General features: G+C 47.8%; 22 protein-coding genes and 2 rRNA genes (1 of these 24 running past the window's edge). 23 read left to right on the plus strand and 1 reads right to left on the minus strand.

The annotated features are described in order from the left end of the window. The 11 genes from KD909_RS00230 to rsmI form a co-directional block, all read left to right on the plus strand. Positions 1-1201, plus strand: a 23S ribosomal RNA gene (locus KD909_RS00230); it begins 1713 nt to the left of the window's first position. 55 nt (positions 1202-1256) lie between these two features. Continuing rightward, positions 1257-1373 (plus strand): 5S ribosomal RNA (gene rrf / locus KD909_RS00235). A gap of 72 nt (positions 1374-1445) precedes the next feature. Further along, positions 1446-2864, plus strand: a complete 1419-nt coding sequence (locus KD909_RS00240) for an aminotransferase class I/II-fold pyridoxal phosphate-dependent enzyme (RefSeq protein WP_211782040.1) — start codon at positions 1446-1448, stop codon at positions 2862-2864. 3 nt (positions 2865-2867) lie between these two features. Beyond that, the gene (tmk, locus tag KD909_RS00245) at positions 2868-3506 is read left to right on the plus strand and encodes a dTMP kinase (protein ID WP_012727750.1); all 639 of its coding nucleotides are present in this window, start codon (positions 2868-2870) and stop codon (positions 3504-3506) included. Then, the gene (locus KD909_RS00250; protein ID WP_031421800.1) at positions 3506-3835 is read left to right on the plus strand and encodes a cyclic-di-AMP receptor; all 330 of its coding nucleotides are present in this window, start codon (positions 3506-3508) and stop codon (positions 3833-3835) included. Before tmk ends, KD909_RS00250 begins: the two co-directional genes overlap by 1 nt. Before the next feature lie 14 nt (positions 3836-3849). Further along, positions 3850-4842 carry a DNA polymerase III subunit delta' gene (locus tag KD909_RS00255; protein ID WP_012727748.1) on the plus strand — a complete coding sequence of 331 codons (993 nt, stop codon included), beginning with the start codon at positions 3850-3852 and terminating at the stop codon, positions 4840-4842. Between the two features lie 6 nt (positions 4843-4848). Then, positions 4849-5679, plus strand: a complete 831-nt coding sequence (locus KD909_RS00260; protein WP_012727747.1) for a PSP1 domain-containing protein — start codon at positions 4849-4851, stop codon at positions 5677-5679. A 23-nt stretch (positions 5680-5702) separates the two neighbouring features. Then, positions 5703-6038, plus strand: coding sequence for a DNA replication initiation control protein YabA (gene yabA / locus KD909_RS00265; RefSeq protein WP_012727746.1), 336 nt, complete (start codon positions 5703-5705; stop codon positions 6036-6038). Between the two features lie 60 nt (positions 6039-6098). Further along, positions 6099-6836, plus strand: coding sequence for a tRNA1(Val) (adenine(37)-N6)-methyltransferase (locus tag KD909_RS00270; RefSeq protein WP_012727745.1), 738 nt, complete (start codon positions 6099-6101; stop codon positions 6834-6836). After that, positions 6829-7107, plus strand: coding sequence for a GIY-YIG nuclease family protein (locus KD909_RS00275; RefSeq protein ID WP_012727744.1), 279 nt, complete (start codon positions 6829-6831; stop codon positions 7105-7107). Before KD909_RS00270 ends, KD909_RS00275 begins: the two co-directional genes overlap by 8 nt. Beyond that, the gene (gene rsmI, locus KD909_RS00280) at positions 7079-7948 is read left to right on the plus strand and encodes a 16S rRNA (cytidine(1402)-2'-O)-methyltransferase (protein WP_211782041.1); all 870 of its coding nucleotides are present in this window, start codon (positions 7079-7081) and stop codon (positions 7946-7948) included. Before KD909_RS00275 ends, rsmI begins: the two co-directional genes overlap by 29 nt. Before the next feature lie 16 nt (positions 7949-7964). On the opposite strand, the gene KD909_RS00285 is transcribed toward rsmI, so the two are convergent. Next, positions 7965-8258 (minus strand): transition state genes transcriptional regulator AbrB, encoded by a 294-nt coding sequence (locus tag KD909_RS00285; RefSeq protein ID WP_012727742.1) that lies wholly within the window; start codon positions 8256-8258, stop codon positions 7965-7967. A gap of 331 nt (positions 8259-8589) precedes the next feature. Between KD909_RS00285 and metG the strand changes: the two genes are divergently transcribed. From metG to pth, 12 genes are all read left to right on the plus strand, one after another. Next, entirely contained in the window at positions 8590-10551 is a 1962-nt protein-coding gene (gene metG / locus KD909_RS00290) for a methionine--tRNA ligase (RefSeq protein ID WP_211782042.1), read from the plus strand. A 51-nt stretch (positions 10552-10602) separates the two neighbouring features. Then, entirely contained in the window at positions 10603-11370 is a 768-nt protein-coding gene (locus KD909_RS00295) for a TatD family hydrolase (RefSeq protein ID WP_031421805.1), read from the plus strand. After that, the gene (locus KD909_RS00300) at positions 11367-12659 is read left to right on the plus strand and encodes a 3D domain-containing protein (protein ID WP_211782043.1); all 1293 of its coding nucleotides are present in this window, start codon (positions 11367-11369) and stop codon (positions 12657-12659) included. Before KD909_RS00295 ends, KD909_RS00300 begins: the two co-directional genes overlap by 4 nt. Beyond that, positions 12652-13212, plus strand: coding sequence for a ribonuclease M5 (gene rnmV, locus KD909_RS00305; protein ID WP_211782044.1), 561 nt, complete (start codon positions 12652-12654; stop codon positions 13210-13212). The genes KD909_RS00300 and rnmV overlap by 8 nt, the downstream gene beginning before the upstream one ends. Continuing rightward, entirely contained in the window at positions 13209-14087 is an 879-nt protein-coding gene (gene rsmA / locus KD909_RS00310) for a 16S rRNA (adenine(1518)-N(6)/adenine(1519)-N(6))-dimethyltransferase RsmA (RefSeq protein ID WP_012727737.1), read from the plus strand. The genes rnmV and rsmA overlap by 4 nt, the downstream gene beginning before the upstream one ends. Before the next feature lie 82 nt (positions 14088-14169). Beyond that, entirely contained in the window at positions 14170-14406 is a 237-nt protein-coding gene (locus tag KD909_RS00315; RefSeq protein WP_012727736.1) for a Veg family protein, read from the plus strand. Positions 14407-14506: 100 nt separating this feature from the next. Then, positions 14507-15370 (plus strand): 4-(cytidine 5'-diphospho)-2-C-methyl-D-erythritol kinase, encoded by an 864-nt coding sequence (ispE, locus tag KD909_RS00320; RefSeq protein WP_211782045.1) that lies wholly within the window; start codon positions 14507-14509, stop codon positions 15368-15370. A gap of 73 nt (positions 15371-15443) precedes the next feature. Beyond that, a complete protein-coding gene (gene purR, locus KD909_RS00325) occupies positions 15444-16268 on the plus strand; it encodes a pur operon repressor (protein WP_012727734.1) in 825 nt (274 codons plus the stop codon). A gap of 140 nt (positions 16269-16408) precedes the next feature. Beyond that, a complete protein-coding gene (gene spoVG, locus KD909_RS00330) occupies positions 16409-16708 on the plus strand; it encodes a septation regulator SpoVG (RefSeq protein WP_012727733.1) in 300 nt (99 codons plus the stop codon). Between the two features lie 184 nt (positions 16709-16892). After that, the gene (gene glmU, locus KD909_RS00335; protein WP_012727732.1) at positions 16893-18248 is read left to right on the plus strand and encodes a bifunctional UDP-N-acetylglucosamine diphosphorylase/glucosamine-1-phosphate N-acetyltransferase GlmU; all 1356 of its coding nucleotides are present in this window, start codon (positions 16893-16895) and stop codon (positions 18246-18248) included. A gap of 45 nt (positions 18249-18293) precedes the next feature. Continuing rightward, positions 18294-19250, plus strand: a complete 957-nt coding sequence (locus KD909_RS00340; protein WP_012727731.1) for a ribose-phosphate diphosphokinase — start codon at positions 18294-18296, stop codon at positions 19248-19250. Between the two features lie 56 nt (positions 19251-19306). Further along, the gene (gene pth / locus KD909_RS00345) at positions 19307-19864 is read left to right on the plus strand and encodes an aminoacyl-tRNA hydrolase (protein WP_012727730.1); all 558 of its coding nucleotides are present in this window, start codon (positions 19307-19309) and stop codon (positions 19862-19864) included. The last annotated feature ends 24 nt before the right edge of the window (positions 19865-19888 follow it).

The raw sequence follows: 19888 nt of genomic DNA on the forward strand, positions 1-19888 counted from the left end.
CGGCAAAATGGTCCCGTAACTTCGGGAGAAGGGACGCTTATGGAAACATAAGCCGCAGTGAATAGGCCCAAACGACTGTTTAGCAAAAACACAGGTCTCTGCTAAATCGCAAGATGAAGTATAGGGGCTGACGCCTGCCCGGTGCTGGAAGGTTAAGGGGATGTGTCATCGCAAGAGAAGCACTGAACCGAAGCCCCAGTAAACGGCGGCCGTAACTATAACGGTCCTAAGGTAGCGAAATTCCTTGTCGGGTAAGTTCCGACCCGCACGAAAGGCGTAACGATTTGGGCACTGTCTCAACGAGAGACCCGGTGAAATCATAGTACCTGTGAAGATGCAGGTTACCCGCGACAGGACGGAAAGACCCCATGGAGCTTTACTACAGCCTGATATTGAGGCTTTGTACGCGATGTACAGGATAGGTGGGAGTTTGTGAAGCCGGAGCGCCAGCTTCGGTGGAGACACCCTTGGGATACCACCCTTTGCGTATAGAGTCTCTAACTCGCAGCCGTGATCCGGCTGGAGGACCGTGTCAGGCGGGTAGTTTGACTGGGGCGGTCGCCTCCTAAACAGTAACGGAGGCGCCCAAAGGTTCCCTCAGAATGGTTGGAAATCATTCGAAGAGTGCAAAGGCAGAAGGGAGCTTGACTGCGAGACCTACAAGTCGAGCAGGGACGAAAGTCGGGCTTAGTGATCCGGTGGTTCCGCATGGAAGGGCCATCGCTCAACGGATAAAAGCTACCCTGGGGATAACAGGCTGATCTCCCCCAAGAGTCCACATCGACGGGGAGGTTTGGCACCTCGATGTCGGCTCATCGCATCCTGGGGCTGGAGTAGGTCCCAAGGGTTGGGCTGTTCGCCCATTAAAGCGGTACGCGAGCTGGGTTCAGAACGTCGTGAGACAGTTCGGTCCCTATCCGTCGTGGGCGCAGGAAATTTGAGGAGAGCTGTCCTTAGTACGAGAGGACCGGGATGGACGCACCGCTGGTGTACCAGTTGTTCCGCCAGGAGCACCGCTGGGTAGCTACGTGCGGACGGGATAAGTGCTGAAAGCATCTAAGCATGAAGCCCCCTCCGAGATGAGATTTCCCTTTGAGCAATCAAGAAAGACCCCTCAGAGACGATGAGGTAGATAGGTCATGGGTGGAAGCGTGGCGACACGTGGAGCTGAATGATACTAATCGGTCGAGGCTTTGATCTAGTCTAATGGTTTGTGTTGATGAATCCTCAGTTTTCAGGGAACAAACCCTGTAAAGTCTGGTGGCGATAGCGAGACGGCCACACCCGTTCCCATGCCGAACACGGAAGTTAAGCGTCTCAGCGCCGAAAGTAGTTGGGGGATCTCCCCCTGTGAGGATAGGACGTTGCCAGGCCAACGCAGAAGACGATCAAGCATATGCTTGATCGTCTTTTTTCATATTTTGATAGTTTAGGAGGAATGACAGATGGCTCCTGCTCGGGAAAATCCGTTTACATTTTTAGAGGTTCTGGAACAGCATGTTCGCGAGCACCGCGTCTCTTTCCACGTACCAGGTCATCATAACGGTACGGTGATGGATGATCGTTTACCTGATGCATTCGCAAAGGTCATGCCTTACGACTTGACCGAGCTAGCGCATTTAGATGATTTGCACGATGCCTCGGGAATCATCGAGCAAGCTGAACGTGCGTTGGGTAATCTATACGCGAGTAACAGTAAGTGGCTTGTCAACGGATCGACTGCGGGAAATTGGAGTATGCTCGCGGCAACAGTGAAACGTGGTGAACGGGTATATGTTCAACGGAACTCACATAAATCGATTTGGAACGCAATCGAATGGTTAGGATTAAAGCCAGTATTACTAACGCCTACCATTGAACGCGGCACAGGTATCCCGACGGTCGTAACATTAGATACGATCGAACAGGCCATTCAAGAATTTCCTGGAGGGAGAGCCGTCATGTTGACGTCTCCAACCTATTACGGGGATATGGCAGACATTCGAACGATTTCGGACTATTTGACACCGTTAGACATTCCATTGCTTGTCGATGAAGCACACGGCGCTCATTTAATTCATCCACAGTTGCCACGTCGCTCTGCAATTTTCGAAGGAGCGAGTGCAGTCGTGCAGTCCGCTCATAAAACGTTGCCTGCCTTAACCATGGGGGCTTGGGTTCACTATAAAGATCATATCGATGAAGCGCGTTTGAAGCATGCATTAGCCTCTTTCCAGACTTCGAGTCCGTCTTATCTCATCATGGCTTCATTGGATTATGCTCGTTCTTATCTAGAACGTTTAACGGATGAGGAATGGTCCGCGATCCAAAAAAGCCATGCACAATTTGTTCTTGAATTAAAACGAGCTGGTTTTGTTGTAAAAGTCGGAGATGACTTTATGAAAGTGACGATTCTGACTTATCCAAAGAATGGATTGATCTTTAGTCAGCATCTCGCCTCAATCGGCATAGACATCGAGTTGGCGGCAGTCGATCATGTGTTATTCTGCTTGCCATTGAGGGAAATAAAGAAACAGGAAATCGAACATTGGATCAAATTAATAAAAAAAGCATCTACCCATGTGCCGATCATTGAAGACGATGAAACGATCTTTCCCTTCCCACAAACCGAGCGCGTGTCTGAACTCTATACGTCAGAAACAGCTCTTCCAATGCAGCGAGTTCTGTTCGACCAAGCAATCGGATTGATTTCAGCAGAGACGGTGATTCCATATCCACCAGGTATTCCATGGATTCTAAAAGGAGAGCGGATTACAGAAGAAAAAATCCGTGTGCTCCGGGAATGGATTTCTTTAGGGAGGAAGCTTCAAGCTAGTAAGCATGTTATGATAGAGCAAATTGACGTTATTGTAGAGGAGTTTTAAAACGTGAGCGGAATGTTTATTACGGTTGAAGGACCTGATGGATCAGGAAAGTCCACACAACTTCAATTATTAGTAGAAAACTTAAAACAAAAAGGATATGACATCGTCGTGACCCGAGAACCTGGAGGAACAACGGTCGGGAATCAGATTCGCGAAGTGTTATTGTCTCCCGATCATCATGAGATGACACCACGTGTGGAGATGATGCTCTATGCCGCATCACGGGCACAGAACGTGGAACAAGTGATTCGGCCAGCGTTAGAGCGGGGCGCCATTGTTCTCTGCGACCGGTTCATCGATGCATCCATTGCTTATCAAGGATATGGATTGCAGTATGACCTTGATCAGATTCGGTCATTAAATGAATGGGCGACGAATGGTCTCACGCCCGATTTAACCTTTTTATTCGATTTAAATCCGGAACGGGCGAGTGCACGTATGAAAGATCGAGGACAGCTTGATCGAATCGAGAGTCGTGATCAAGCATTCCATGAGCGTGTCTATGCAGGATTCCAAACGTTACTGAAACAGTATCCAGAACGCATCGTTCGGATTGATGCCGATCAATCGATTGAATGCATTCAAGATGAGGTACTTGACTATACAATTGAACGACTACAACAAGGAGGCGTACAAAAATGATGAAAATGGTAATTGCAATCGTACATGATAAGGATAGCGCACGTTTGTCCGACGCACTCGTCGAGCAAGATTTCCGCGCGACAAAGTTAGCCACGACGGGCGGATTTTTAAAAGAAGGTAATACAACGTTTATGATGGGGATTCCACAAGAGCGTCTTGATGATTTGATGGATGTAATTCAATCGAACTGCTCGAGTCGCGACCAAATGATCACGCCGATCTCACCGATGGGAGGACATGCGGATTCATATATTCCTTACCCGGTCGAAGTACAAGTCGGAGGGGCGACGGTATTCGTCTTGCCGATCGAAGGATTCCATCAGTTTTAATGGGAGTTGGGCATATGCGTTTTCAAGAATTGAGCGAGTCGCAAACTGTCGTTTCTCGCATTATTCAAAATTCAATCGTTTCGAATAAAGTGGGGCATGCGTATATCTTCTCAGGAGATTATGAGCCTTATTTACTTGATACAGCCACATTGTTCGCTAAAGCCTTATTTTGTGAATCACCAGATGGTGCAGAGCCTTGTGGAGTGTGTCGAAACTGTCGGCGCATGGATTCTAAAAATATCGTCGACTACATTGAAGTGGAGCCGGACGGTGCGAGTATTAAAAAAGAACAGATCCAACAACTGCTCAGTGATTTATCACTACGAGGCGCTGAAGGCGATCGCCAAGTGTATGTCATTCACCAAGCGCACAAGATGACGACTCAAGCGGCGAACAGTCTATTGAAGTTCTTTGAAGAACCGGGTGTAGGCAAGCTTGCTATTTTAGTGACGACACAACCACAGCTGCTTCTTCCAACGATTCGTTCGCGTGCGCAACAACTTGCTTTTCGTCCAATCGACCGAGCTCAGTTGGCGCAAACAATGTCAGAAGAACTGTCCTGTACGTATGATTTGGCATACCTTGCCTTGACCGTTTATCCGAAATGGGATGACGCGAAAGAGGCACTTGAGCAGGAGTGGTTTGTACAGGCGTACGGGCTAGTGGTACAATTAATTGAAGTATTGACGAAACGACCTCAAGAGTTGCTCTTGTTCGCACAAGAAAAATGGTTAGGGCATTTCAAAGGACGGAATGAGTTGCGAGTCGGTCTTGAATTATTCGAACATTGGTTAGAGGAGGCACTTCATTTAAAAGTGCGAGATACGTATGCTCCGAAGCTATTTAAGAATGAGGCTGCCTTGTACAACGCGTTTATCCAAAATCGATCTGTCACCAAGCTTACACATGCGATTGAAAGTGTACATGCGGCCATTCGGCGACTTGAGGCAAACGTCAATCCTCAATTAACGTTCGAACGACTTTCGTTCGATTTGCAGAAAGGATAGAAGCGCGTGCTTGAAGTAGTTGGAGTCCGTTTTAAAGAAGCGGGAAAAATCTATTACTTTTCACCAGGCGATGCAACGCTTAAACGTGGGGACCATGTCATCGTTGAAACGGTACGTGGCATTGAGTATGGGGAAATCGTCCAAGTCGACAAGCAGCTCGGCGAAGACGAAGTCGTCCTGCCGTTGAAGACAATCCTTCGTGTCGCGGACCAAAAGGATGCGGATATCGTACGCGATAATCGACTGGCAGCCGTTGATGCTCACGCCGTCTGTGAAGAAAAAATTCGAGAACATCAATTAGACATGAAACTAGTTGATGTTGAGTATACATTTGATCGCAATAAAGTGATCTTTTATTTTACTGCCGAGGGTCGCGTCGACTTTCGAGAATTGGTAAAAGACTTAGCTAGTGTGTTTCGGACACGAATCGAGCTCCGACAAATCGGCGTTCGTGATGAAGCGAAACTCCTTAGCGGAATTGGGCCATGTGGTCGGGTTCTTTGCTGTTCGTCATTTCTTGGGGAATTCGAACCGGTCTCGATCAAAATGGCCAAAGACCAGAATCTCTCGTTGAATCCGAATAAGATCTCTGGAGTATGTGGTCGTCTGATGTGCTGTTTGAAATATGAGAACGACACATATGAAGAACTGAAACGTGATTTACCAGACGTCGGCAAGCGAATCAAAATTCCAGAAGGTGATGGTCGGGTAATCGGTCTTAACATTTTGGACCAACTCATTCAAGTTGAGCTCCACGATCGGACGCGTGTCGTCACATATACGATTGATGAACTCGTTGAAGTGGGTGCGATTAAACGAAAACCGTCAAAACAGTGATGGGGTGCTGAGCAGTGGAAAGAATGGACAAAAAAGAAGTGATGATGCGGGTGGATGCGATCGAACAACAGATGCAGCTCCTCACCGAACATTTAGGCGTGTTAAAAGAGCAGCTCGCTTATTTGCTTGAAGAGAACCAGCATATGTATCTAGAGAATCATCACTTACGCGAAAAAGTCGAACAATTGGCAGAAGTTGATACGACAAATGGTGATTCACAAATCGCATTGTCTGGGAAAGGGCAGAACAATTTAGCTGCGCTGTATCAAGAAGGATTCCATATTTGTAACCTCCATTACGGACAGGTACGAAAAGATGGGGACTGTCTCTTCTGTTTGTCGATGCTCAATAAACATTAATATGGGGCGATAGATAGGGGTTCCCTATCCGTCGCCTTTCTTTTATAGAAGGAGGAAACGATGGTAACGGTTAAGGATGGAGAACGCCTTGATGATTTACTCGGACGTCCAGGTAAGATCATTCAAAGTGATGATGTGTTCTCATTTTCATTAGATGCGGTACTGCTCGCAGAGTTTGTATGGGTACCGATCCAAAAAGGACAGCTGGTCGATTTGTGTGCCGGTACCGGGGCAATCCCGCTCTTTTTGTCATATCGTACAAAAGGAACGATAACAGGTGTGGAGATTCAATCGAAACTGGTCGACATGGCGAATCGAAGCATGGCGGTCAATCATCTCGAAGAGCGAATTCGAGTGGTGAAGGGCGATGTGAAAACAGCAGCGGCGCAGCTCGGGCATGCACGATATGACGTGATCACATGTAACCCGCCCTATTTTTTAGCGAACGAGACGTCACTCCGAAATCAAAATGAACATCATACGATTGCGCGCCATGAAGTGCTGTGCACGTTAGAAGATTGCATCAAGACGGCCAGTCAACTCGTCAAACCGGGAGGGAAAGTGGCGTTCGTGCATCGGCCAGAACGTTTACTGGATATCCTGACGTTGATGCGTGCGTATCGAATTGAACCAAAACGAATGCAACTCGTTTACCCGAAAGCGGGACGCGAGGCGAATACCTTATTAATCGAGGGATCGAAAGATGGAAAAGCAGGTCTTAAAATTTTACCGCCATTTGTTGTCTATGAAGAAGACGATACGTATACAGAAGCGATGCGAGCTATTCTCGATGCCTAAACATTATACGTACATCTTGGAATGCGGTGATGGAACGTACTACACGGGCTATACGACAGACGTGGAAAAACGACTCCTTGCACATAATGCCGGGAAAGGTGCGAAATATACGAAAGCCCGTCTCCCTGTACGACTTCGGTACGTACAATCGTTTGAGACGAAGCGAGAGGCCATGCGATACGAATGGTCCATCAAGCAATTGACCCGAGCACAAAAAGAGAAGTTGATGGAGGGGACGACCAATGAATTCACAGAAGAGCTATCAAACTGAACAACCGACGTTGTATGTCGTGCCGACCCCAATTGGGAACTTGGAGGATATGACGTATCGCGCGGTACGGACCCTTCAGGAAGTAGACTTAATCGCAGCGGAAGACACACGACAAACGATGAAGCTTTGCCGACACTTTGACATTGCGACAAAATTGATTAGCTATCATGAACACAATAAAGAAGTGAGTGGACCGAGACTGATTGACGATCTGTTATCAGGGAAGTCGATTGCCGTTGTCTCAGATGCAGGTATGCCTGGAATCTCAGACCCAGGAAGCGATCTCGTGCGATTAGCCATTGAGGCAAACATCCCGGCTGTCGTCTTACCCGGTGCGAATGCAGCACTCACGGCACTCGTCGCATCGGGACTTGCAACTGAACGTTTTCTCTATTACGGTTTCTTGCCGCGTAAGAAGAAGGATCGGGTTGAGGTTCTCGAATCGATTCAATACGAACCTGGCACCGTCATTTTCTATGAGGCTCCTCATCGTTTGAAAGAGATGTTGACAGCGATTCGACAAGTATTCGGGAATCGACAAATCGTATTAGGTCGTGAACTGACAAAAACGTTTGAAGAGTTTTTGAGAGGAACTGTGGATGAGGCGTTGACATGGTGTGAGGGTGAAGTGCGTGGTGAGTTTGTCGTCTTGGTGAGTGGAGCGACAGAGGCGGCACCTACGACAACGTGGTGGGAAACACTATCTGCATACGAGCACGTGGTTCACTATATCGAAGAAGGACTGAAACCAAACGCGGCAATCAAACAAACTGCGAAAGACCGCGGCGAGTCTCGGAATGATGTATACGATACGTATCATCAATTGCATAAAAAAGAGTAAGCAAGGAAATCCTTGCTTACTCTTCGCTGTAGTAATTTTCGAGCATGTTCTTCAACTCAACGAGAACACGTTGTGCACCTTCTGGTGACAAGATGAGTTTGCCGTCTGCCAATTTGAAGTTATCATCTGATACTTCGCCTGTGACTTGGCAAGTCATGTTTGGCTTATATTTTTTCAAAACGATTTGATCGTTGTCGACGTAAATCTCGAGAGCATCTTTCTCTGCGATACCGAGTGTACGACGCAATTCGATTGGAATAACGACACGACCAAGCTCATCAACCTTACGTACAATACCTGTAGATTTCATTTTGTGTTTCCTCCTCCAATGATGTCGAAATCTCGTGGTGACATGAATCGTCAAAATTCGACAATGTGACTACAGCAAAAAGCATACTAAACTTTCCAATTGCAGTCAACTGCTTACTATCTGGAAAAGTAAATTTTCGAAATTTGTCGAATCAAGAACGATATATACCTAAATTTCCCCGTAAGTTTGAACTTGAAACAAAGAAAGGGTATTTTTGGAACATTTATGACGAAGAAAACGCAAAAAAATTCCAAACAATTAGGTTTGGAAATTCTTTTGTCGAACCGTGTATAATGGAAATTGCATATGTCGAAAGGATGGAGAATAAATCATGGCGAAGCCGACTTTTTATATTACAACCCCAATTTATTATCCGAGTGCAAAACTGCACATCGGTCACGCATATACCACGGTAGCAGGTGATGCGATTGCGCGCTACAAACGCTTAAAAGGTTTTGATGTCCGTTATTTGACAGGAACGGATGAGCACGGTCAAAAGATTCAAGAAAAAGCGAAAGAAGCAGGCGTGACACCACAAGCTTTCGTGGATGAAGTCGTGGAAGAAATCAAGGTCTTATGGGACCGTCTTGAAATCTCGTACGATGACTACATCCGTACGACAGAGGACCGTCATAAGAAAGTGGTCGAGCATGTTTTCGAGACATTACTTAAAAATGGGGACATCTACCTCGGTGAGTACGAAGGATGGTATTCCGTACCGGATGAGACATACTACACTGAATCGCAGCTCGTCGATGGAAAAAGTCCTGACAGTGGACATCCGGTCGAACTCGTTCGTGAGGAGTGCTACTTCTTCCGCCTCAGTAAATACGCGGACCGCTTGATTGAATATTTTGAGTCACATCCTGATTTTATTTTGCCAGAATCTCGTAAAACCGAGATGATCAATAACTTCTTAAAGCCAGGTCTTCAAGATTTGGCTGTATCACGTACGACATTTGACTGGGGCGTACAAGTCCCATCGAACTCGAAGCACGTCGTGTACGTATGGGTCGATGCGCTCACAAACTATATCTCATCACTCGGATACGGTACAGACAACGATGAACTCTTCAACCGTTACTGGCCAGCAGACGTTCATTTGGTAGGGAAAGAAATCGTCCGTTTCCATACGATCATTTGGCCAGCCCTCTTAATGGCGCTTGACCTTCCGTTACCGAAGCAAGTATTTGCGCACGGATGGTTGCTCATGAAGGATGGGAAGATGTCGAAATCGAAAGGGAACGTCGTGGACCCAATCCCATTGATCGACCGTTACGGCCTCGACTCGGTCCGCTATTACCTTCTCCGTGAAGTTCCATTCGGAGCGGATGGCACGTTCACGCCGGAAGCGTTCGTTGACCGCTTGAACTTTGATTTAGCGAACGACCTCGGAAACTTATTGAATCGCACCATTGCGATGATTAAAAAGTACTTCGACGGAAACATTCCGGCATATAACGGAAATGTCACGGTATTTGATGCAGAATTGTTGAACGTGGTGAAAGAGACGACACGCAAAACAGAAGAAGCCATGGAGCACATGGAGTTTTCGGTCGCACTCACAAATATTTGGCAACTCGTCAGCCGTGCGAATAAATATATCGATGAGACACAACCATGGGTTCTCGTGAAAGAGGAGTCGAAGCGCGAGGAGCTGGCTTCTGTCATGACACATCTTGCGGGCGTACTTCGTCATGTTGCCATCATGATTCAACCATTCATGACGCGCGCTCCAAAAGAGATGTTCCGTCAGCTCGGACTCGAGGGAGAGGATATGTCATGGGAGGCGTTGGATACATTCGCAGACTTTAGTGACGCAGTCGTGACGGACGGGACACCGATTTTCCCACGTCGTGATGTGAAAGAAGAAGTCGATGCAATCCAAGAAATGATGCGTCAGGCGTCTAAAGCACGGATTGAAGAGACGGAGACGGCATCAGTAGAAGAAGCTGACGAAGACATTCGTCCTGAAATCACGATTGATGTCTTCGACCAAGTCGAATTCCGTGTCGGTCAAATCGTCGAAGCCGATAAGATTAAAAAAGCGAAGAAACTGTTGAAACTTCAAGTCGACCTTGGGAAAGAGACGCGTCAAATCGTGTCTGGTATCGCTGAATGGTATGCCCCTGAAGATTTGGTTGGCAAGAAAGTCATCGTTGTCGCAAACTTGAAACCAGTCAAGCTCCGTGGAGAACTATCGCAAGGGATGATTCTAGCGGCGGATCGTGACGGGAAACTCGAGCTCGCGACGGTCTCAGACCAGATGCCGAACGGTGCCATCGTCAAATAATGGAATGGGGGAGACCGCGGTCTCCCTCTCTTTTTCTAAGGAGGAAACAAGATGTTGATTGATACACATACGCACATCAATGCGGAACAGTTCAGTGAAGACGTGGAGGAGACGATTGTGCGAGCGAGAGAAGCAGGCGTTTCTCCGCTACTCGTTGTTGGATTTGATACACCGACCATCGATCGAGCCATTGAACTGGCAGAAACGCATGAAGATATTTATGCCATTGTCGGATGGCATCCTGTCGATGCGATTGACTGTACGGATGCGGATTTAGCACGAATCGAAACACTCATGAGTCATCCGAAAGTGATGGCACTCGGTGAAATCGGACTCGATTATCATTGGGACAAATCACCGAAAGATGTGCAACAACGCCTCTTCCGTCAACAAATCGCCATTGCCAAGCGGACGAATATGCCGATTGTCATTCATAACCGAGAAGCAACGGCAGATGTCCTTGATATTTTAGAAGAAGAGCATGCTGAGGAAGTCGGTGGTGTGTTCCATAGTTACAGCATGTCCGTCGAACTTTTGCCTCGGTGCCTAGACTTGAACTTCTATATTTCGTTAGGAGGACCGGTCACGTTCAAAAATGCGAAAGTTCCGAAGGCGGTAGCGCAAGAAGTGCCACTGGATCGTCTGCTTGTCGAGACGGACTGCCCGTACTTGACGCCAACACCGTTCCGTGGAAAACGAAATGAACCAGCGTACGTCAAATACGTAGCCGAAGAAATCGCCACTCTTCGCGATATGCCTTACGATGAACTCGCTGCTGCTACGACAGTCAACGCGAAGAAGTTGTTCCGACTCCCATGATCAAGCGTGTATTAGCGAGTATCGGTATTATTGCGACGGCTTCTGTGGCGTACGTGATGTTACAACCTGAATCGATTCGAATCGTCGATGACGGTGTAGTGATCGAGCATGAGACACGAGCCGACTCGGTTCTCGAGGTGCTCGAAGAGTTAAATATCACACTAGATGAATCAGATTATGTCACACCGGCGCTCAGTGAAGATGTACCAGACGACCGCCTAATCCGGATTGAGCGTTCACACGAGGTCTCACTTCAGATTGGCTACGGTCAAACGGAGACGGTGCAGACGCGTGAGCGGACTGTAGAGGATGTCTTATTGCGATACGGAGTCACGGTACGGGACGGAGATACGGTGTATCCATCAGTCCGTACACCGGTGACGAATGGGATGACGATTCGATATCAACCGGTCGTGGCCGTGAATCTCATTGTCGGTCAAGAGGCGTTGACCATTTATACAATGGCTACGGATGTGGAGCAACTCTTAATGGAAGAGAACATCGATGTGACGGAAAGTGATACGGTCATGCCGGCCCCTTCCACGCCGATCCGAGAAGGATTGACGATTACGGTCAATACGAATCGTGATGTCGTTCAATATGAGAGTGAGTTGATCCCGTTTGAAGTGGTCGAGGAAGAGGATGATACGCTCGAAGAAGGTGTGATGCAAATGGTGCAGGTCGGGGTTCCTGGACTTGAACGGACAAGGTATGCACTTACTGTGGAAAATGGTACAATTACAAATCGTACGAAAACAGATGTCGAGACGTTGCGTAAAACGATTCCGCAGATTATCAAAGTGGGAACGAAGAAAGTCACGGAACCGGTAACCGACCCTGAGTCGACGACCGCGGATGAATCGAGCCCATTCATTCCGGAAGCTGAAGTCGAGATTGCCGAACCGCCGAAAACAGATGACGTACTTGATTTTTCATCCGCAAAACAATTGCTTGTGGAAGCGACCGCTTATACGAACAATCCGGAAGACACGGTGACGTATGACGGACGCGTGCTGACAAGAAGCGGATATGATGTGACCGACACGATTTTGTATGAAGGCATGCGCATCATCGCCGTCGACCCTGCCATCATTCCACTCGGGACCCGCGTGTATGTCGAGGGAATCGGTATGGCGATTGCCTTGGATACAGGAAGTGCGATCAAAGGGCAAAAAATCGATATCATGATGGATGAAAAGGAAGAGGCTGTGACGTTCGGTCGCAAACCGCTCACCATCTGGGTGATTCCGAAGCAGGAAGAAGAGAAAGAAGGATCAGACAATGCGTGAGAAAATACAAGAAATTATCGTCGTAGAAGGGCGTGACGACACGGCACGACTTCAAGAAGTGTTCGACGTCGATACGATTGAAACGAACGGATCTGCCGTATCCGATCAGACGATTGAACGAATCCGTCGTGCCCAGGAGAAGCGCGGGGTCATCATTTTGACGGACCCAGATTATCCGGGAGACCGTATTCGGGCGATTGTCGAGGAACGCGTCAAAGGATGTAAGCACGCACACTTGCCTCGTGCCGAGGCGAAGGACAAACGTGGGAAAATCGGTGTGGAACATGCGACTCCAGAGTCACTTCGCCGTGTCTTAGGGGCAGTGTTTGAACCGCGTGTCGAAACGGACCAACCGATTGTCACACGGAAAATGGTATTGGAGGCGGATTTAATCGGTGGAGCAGCGGCCGCGACGCGTCGGAAGCGACTCGGGGTGTTGCTTCGAATCGGTGAGCCGAATGCCAAACAATTTGTAAAACGGGTCGAGGCGCTCGGCGTCACGATCGAAGAGTGGGAGCAGGCACTTGCTCAATTAGAGGAGGAACAGGGTTGAAAGACATTGCAACAATCCAACGAACGAAAGCGATTTTAGAGCGACATGGGTTTTCATTCAAAAAATCGCTCGGTCAAAACTTTTTAATCGATTTGAACATCTTGAGTAAGATTGTCGGAGCAGCAGAACTGAGTGAAGTGAGCGGTGTCCTTGAAATCGGTCCCGGAATCGGCTCATTGACCGAACAGTCGGCCAAGCGTGCCAAAAAGGTCGTTGCGCTTGAGATCGACCAACGTCTTTTGCCGATTTTAGACGATACGATGTCGCCTTATCCGCATGTGAAAGTCATCCATGGGGATGCATTGGAACTAGACTTACGGGAGATCGTGGAGCAAGAATTTTTAAACGAAGGCATTGAAGATATTTCGGTTGTCGCCAACTTACCTTACTATGTCACGACACCGATCATTATGCGATTGCTTGAGAGCGGTGTTAAGTTCCGTTCGCTCGTCATGATGATTCAAAAAGAAGTGGCAGAACGGATTGGAGCAAAACCTGGCACGAAAGCATACGGCTCGCTATCGATTGCGATTCAGTATTATGCGGAGGCGGAAGTCAGTTTCATCGTCCCGAAAAACGTGTTCATCCCAGCACCGAACGTCGATTCGGCCGTCATTACACTACGAATGCGTAAAGAGCCGGCCGTACAAGTGAAAGATGAGGCATTTTTCTTTGATGTGGCTCGTGCGAGCTTCGCTCAGCGCCGTAAAACCATCCTGAACAATTTGACAAACTATATCGGGAAAGAACATAAGGTCGAACTCGAACGTTCGCTTCACGAGGCTGGAATCGATCCGAAACGTCGCGGAGAGACGTTAAGCCTAGAAGAATTCGCACGTTTGTCTGACACAATTTTACCACTTAAAAATAGTTGACGACCTGAAAACGAGTCGTTATAATATTAATCTTTATTTTCATATTCAATTATGCTATACTTGTAACAGTGAGGTGAAGCGTATGCCAAAGACGTTACAAGAAATCAGACAAAAACTCGAATCGCATGTTGGTGAACGATTGACGTTGAAAGCAAACGGCGGTCGTAAGAAAGTTGTTACTCGGTTTGGAACGCTCGTTGAGACATATCCCGCGGTGTTCGTTGTGAAATTGGATGAAGACCTGCATAATGTGGAACGTGTCTCGTATAGCTACGCTGATGTCCTAACGGATACAGTTAAAATTGAATTCGGCAATTGATTTATAAATGAGGGGCGGATGCATTGGCAGCTGCTTCTTTTTTTGTGCGCCCGTTTACGGTACAATGGCGAACAGGAGACAAATGGGAAGGGTGAACGTGATGCGCACGATCAGTGTGAAAGCGCCGGCTAAAATTAATTTGACACTTGATGTCCTCGGAAAGCGTCCGGACGGCTATCATGAAGTAGAAATGGTAATGACGACAGTCGACTTAGCAGATCGCTTGGAGTTGACAGTTTTAGAATCGGATGAGATTCGGATTCAATCAGAACACGCCTATGTGCCGAATGATCATCGAAATTTGGCGTATCGAGCAGCAGCATTGTTGCGCGAGCGTTTTAACATTCAGCAAGGGGTCGAGATTGTGCTCGATAAACAGATTCCCGTGGCAGCTGGCCTTGCAGGTGGCTCGAGTGATGCGGCGGCAACGCTCCGTGGGATGAACGAACTGTTTTCATTGAACTTGTCATTAGAGGAGCTAGCAGAGCTCGGTGCCGAGATCGGATCGGACGTGTCGTTTTGTGTCATCGGTGGCACAGCCATTGCAAGAGGTCGTGGTGAACAGTTAGAAATGATTCCGTCCCCGCCACCGTGCTATGTCGTTCTCGGTAAACCAAAAATTGGGGTATCGACGGCAGATGTGTATCGGGCAGTGCGTATGGAAGAGGTACATCATCCTGATACCGATGCCATGGTGGAGGCGATTCGTCAAAAAGATTTTCATGGAATCTGTGAACACCTTGGGAACTCACTTGAGAGTGTGACACTCAAGCTGCACCCGGAAGTGAAACAGATCAAAGAAACGATGCGTCATTGCGGAGCGGAAGGTGTTCTCATGAGTGGAAGCGGACCGACCGTGTTTGCGCTGATCGAACACGAGCAAAAAGCGCATCGAATCTATAATGGATTGAAAGGATTTTGCCCAGAAGTGTTCGTCGTTCGGATTCTCGGCAAAAGACATTGAACAAAAACGAATGAAAGTGATATATTCTCAATAGAACATTCGTTTATTATTGAAGATGTGAAGGAGAATCCGTATGAAAATTCGTAGAAGTGGTCGTCTCGTCGATATGACCCGTTATTTACTTGATCATCCGCATCAGCTTGTCTCGTTGTCGATGTTTTCAAGTCGCTATAAAGCTGCAAAGTCGTCGATTAGTGAAGATCTTGTCATTGTCAGTGAAATGTTGTCCCATGATGGGATTGGAAAACTGGTCACTGTCCCTGGTGCAGCCGGTGGTGTCATGTTCATCCCGGGATGGAGTAAGGAAAAGTCGCTGGAGATGATTGACACGCTCTGTGAGCAACTATCAAAACCGGAGCGTCTCTTACCAGGAGGCTATCTCTACCTCACGGATGTACTAGGTAATCCAAGTCAGGTGAAACCGATGGGGCAGGTCTTTGCGTCCGTCTTCGCCGACCGGAAAGTCGATGTGGTCATGACGATTGCGACGAAAGGGATTCCACTTGCCTATGCGGTCGCTGAGCAGTTAGGTGTTCCGTTTGTCATCGTTCGTTCGGATAGCCGTGTCACAGAAGGCTCGACGGTCAGTATCAATTATGTATCGGGTTCATCGAAAGCGATCCGTACGATGGCGCTCGCACGTCGCAGTCTGCCACGTGGTGCGAATGTGCTCCTAATTGACGACTTTATGAAGGCCGGCGGAACGATTCGTGGGATGATGAGTCTCTTGAATGAATTCGAGGCCAACCTTGCGGGCGTCGGTGTCTTGATGGAGGCCGAAGGAGCCGAGAAGAAGATGGTGAGTGAATACGTCAGCTTGATGAAGTTAACGAATGTCGATCCTGATGAAGGGCTTGTCACCATTTCGCGGGGGAATGTGGAACAATTCTTAAAGTGATTGGCAAAATTTTGATTTCGTTTTATGATTAGAGGGTATAGAGTTATCAATATGAAGTCATGACGTTCGTTTGAAACCAACTGAACCTTACAGAAGATCACACCATGGCGTAGACAACGATGAAAAAGGGGATGCGAAACATGCAGATCACAGACGTAAAAATTCGCAAAGTCGCGACAGAAGGCAGAATGAAAGCGTTGGCCTCAATCACACTTGACCATGAATTCGTTGTACATGACCTTCGAATCATCGAAGGAAGTAGCGGTCTATTTGTCGCCATGCCGAGCAAACGGACACCAGAAGGGATTTTTCGGGATATTGCGCATCCGATTAACGGGGAGATGCGACAAAAGGTCGAAGCGGCTGTATTGGAAACCTATTCCAATATGGATGTGGAAATCCTTGACCCACAACATGTGTCATACGGTACACATGAATGACAGAAAACAGCGGTTAGGTTGCCTACCGCTGTTTTTTTGCGTTTCAATGGTTAAGGAACGGTACAACTATTGAAACGAAGGCATGGTTTCGATATAGTAGAAACGGTGTAAATAGGATTTAGTTGCAGAAAAGCCGAACTATACAGACCAATCACAGCTGTTGTGAGATAGGAGCGAATCAAGCATGGAGCGTTTTGCAGTCATTTTGGCAGCAGGAAAAGGGACGCGAATGAAGTCGAAGTTATATAAAGTACTTCATCCGGTTCTAGGGAAACCAATGGTCGAACATGTTGTCGATCAGTTAGACCAAATCGGTGTCAGTCGTCAAATCGTAATCGTTGGCCATGGGGCGGAAGCGGTACAAGACACGCTCGGCACACGGGTAGAGTATGCGGTCCAGGAAGAGCAGCTTGGAACAGGGCACGCTGTTCAGATGGCTGAAGCAGAGCTTGCGGGTAAATCAGGGGCGACGCTTGTCGTCTGTGGAGATACACCGTTACTCACGGCCGAAACGTTAGAAGCCCTTCTCGCGCATCACGAAGCGCAACAAGCAAAAGTCACGGTGTTGACTGCGATTGCTGACGATGCGACCGGATATGGTCGAGTCGTTCGTGGTGAAGATGGGAACGTGACGAAAGTCGTGGAACATAAAGATGCTTCAGAGGCAGAACTCGCCATCAATGAAATCAACACTGGGACGTACGTATTTGATAATGAATTGTTGTTTGATGCACTCAAACAAGTCGGGAACAACAATGCACAGGGTGAATATTACTTACCTGACGTCATTTCAATCGCAAAAGAAGCGGGCGAAGTGGTTGCGGCGCATACAGCACCGACGTTTGATGAGACAATTGGGGTCAATGACCGCGTCGCCTTGTCGCAAGCAGAGGCCATCATGCGTAAACGGACAAATGAACGTCTCATGCGTGAAGGGGTTACCTTCATGGACCCGGCATCGACATACATTTCACCAGATGTGGTCATCGGTTCGGATACGGTCATTTATCCGGGAACGGTCATTCTTGGTAAGACGACGATTGGCTCAGAATGTGTCATCGGACCAAACTCGGACATCCGCAACAGTGTGATTGAAGATCATGCTGTCGTACGCCAGTCTGTCGTGACAGATAGCCGAATCGGTGAGGCGGCTCAAGTCGGACCGTTCGCTCACTTACGTCAACAAGCTGTCCTCGGTGCGAATACGCGCGTCGGCAACTTTGTAGAGATTAAAAAATCGACGTTCGGCGACGGTGCGAAAGCGTCACACTTGAGCTATATCGGGGATGCGTCAATCGGTGAGCGCGTCAACTTAGGTTGTGGCTCGATCACAGTGAACTATGACGGCAAGAACAAGTTCGAAACAGTCGTGGAAGACGATGCGTTCGTCGGCTGTAACGTCAACTTGATTGCCCCTGTAAAAGTCGGGAAAGGCGCGATTGTCGCTGCTGGATCGACGATTACGAGTGATGTACCAGAAGAGGCGCTAGCGATTGCACGCGAACGCCAAACGAATAAAGAAGGCTACACAAAACGATAACTTGCTGCCAATCATTATGGAAAACAACGGAGGAGAATCCTAAACATGTCTACTGTATACGAACGAGAAATTCGTCTATTTAGCTTAAACTCGAACCGCCCGCTTGCTGAAGAAATCGCGAAAGAAATTGGTGTCCCGCTCAGCGATTGCCAAGTCAAACGTTTCAGCGACGGTGAACTCTATATCAACATCGAGGAAAGTGTTCGTGGAGATGATGTGTATGTCATCCAATCAACAAGCTCGCCTGTAAACGAAACGCTCATGGAATTGCTTGTCATGATCGATGCACTCAAACGTGCTTCTGTCCGTACGATCAACATCGTGATGCCGTATTATGGGTACGCACGTCAAGACCGTAAAGCACGCTCGCGTGAACCGATCACGGCGAAACTTGTCGCTGACCTTCTTACAGTAGCGGGTGCGACACGCGTCATCACGATGGATTTGCATGCAGCGCAAATTCAAGGATTCTTCAATATTCCGGTTGACCAATTACTTGGTGTACCGCTCATCTCGACTTACTTTGAAACAGAAGAGTTTCAAGCGAAAGATATCGTGGTCGTTTCTCCAGACCACGGTGGCGTGACACGTGCACGTAAATTGGCAGAACGTTTGAAAGCGCCGATTGCTATCATTGACAAGCGTCGTCCGAAAGCGAACGTCGCTGAAGTCATGAATATCGTCGGCAGTGTCGAAGGGAAAACGGCGATTTTGATTGACGACATCATCGATACAGCTGGAACGATCACACTTGCGGCAGATGCTATCGTCGAAGCGGGTGCGAAAGAAGTGTATGCGTCTTGTACACACCCAGTCCTTTCTGGTCCAGCGATGGAACGTATCGACAATTCATCAATCAAAGAGTTGGTCGTCTTAAATACCATCGATTTGACGGGTCGTCCTTGCTCGAGCAAGATCAAGCAAATGTCGGTCGCCCATTTGCTTGGGGAAGCGATTATGCGCGTACACGAGCATAAATCGGTCAGTACCCTATTCGATTAAAAAAACGAGGCCCGGAGGCATTCGCCTTTGGGCTTTTTTGTTCAGGAGGAAATGATATGAAATGCATCGTCGGTCTTGGGAATCCCGGGAAAAAGTTTGAGATGACGCGACACAATGTCGGGTTTTTAGCGATTGACCGTCTCGCCGAAAAGCATGGCATCTCGCTGAATGAAGCGAAGTTTAATGCCCTTATGGGAACGGGAAGAATCAATGGTGAACGCGTAGTACTCGTCAAACCACTCACGTATATGAACTTGTCGGGTGAAGCCGTCCGTCCCATTTTAGATTATTATAAGATTGAGATTGATGATTTATTAGTCATTTATGACGATTTGGATATGGTGCCCGGCAAGCTTCGTTTCCGTCCGAAAGGGAGCGCGGGTGGTCATAATGGGATCAAATCTCTCATTCAACACTTAGGAACGGCTGAATTCAAACGATTAAAGCTCGGAATCGGTCGTCCCCCGCACCCGATTAAAGTCGTCGACTGGGTGTTGATGAACTATCGTAAAGACGAGTTGCCGGAATTAAATGAAACACTCGACAACGCCGTTACTGCAGCCACTGATTTTGTGGACACAGATTGGCTGGCGCTGATGAATCGATACAACTAAAGGGTCATTGCACCCTTTTTTGTC

The organism is Exiguobacterium sp. PFWT01, from assembly GCF_018255795.1.
Lineage (GTDB): Bacteria > Bacillota > Bacilli > Exiguobacteriales > Exiguobacteriaceae > Exiguobacterium.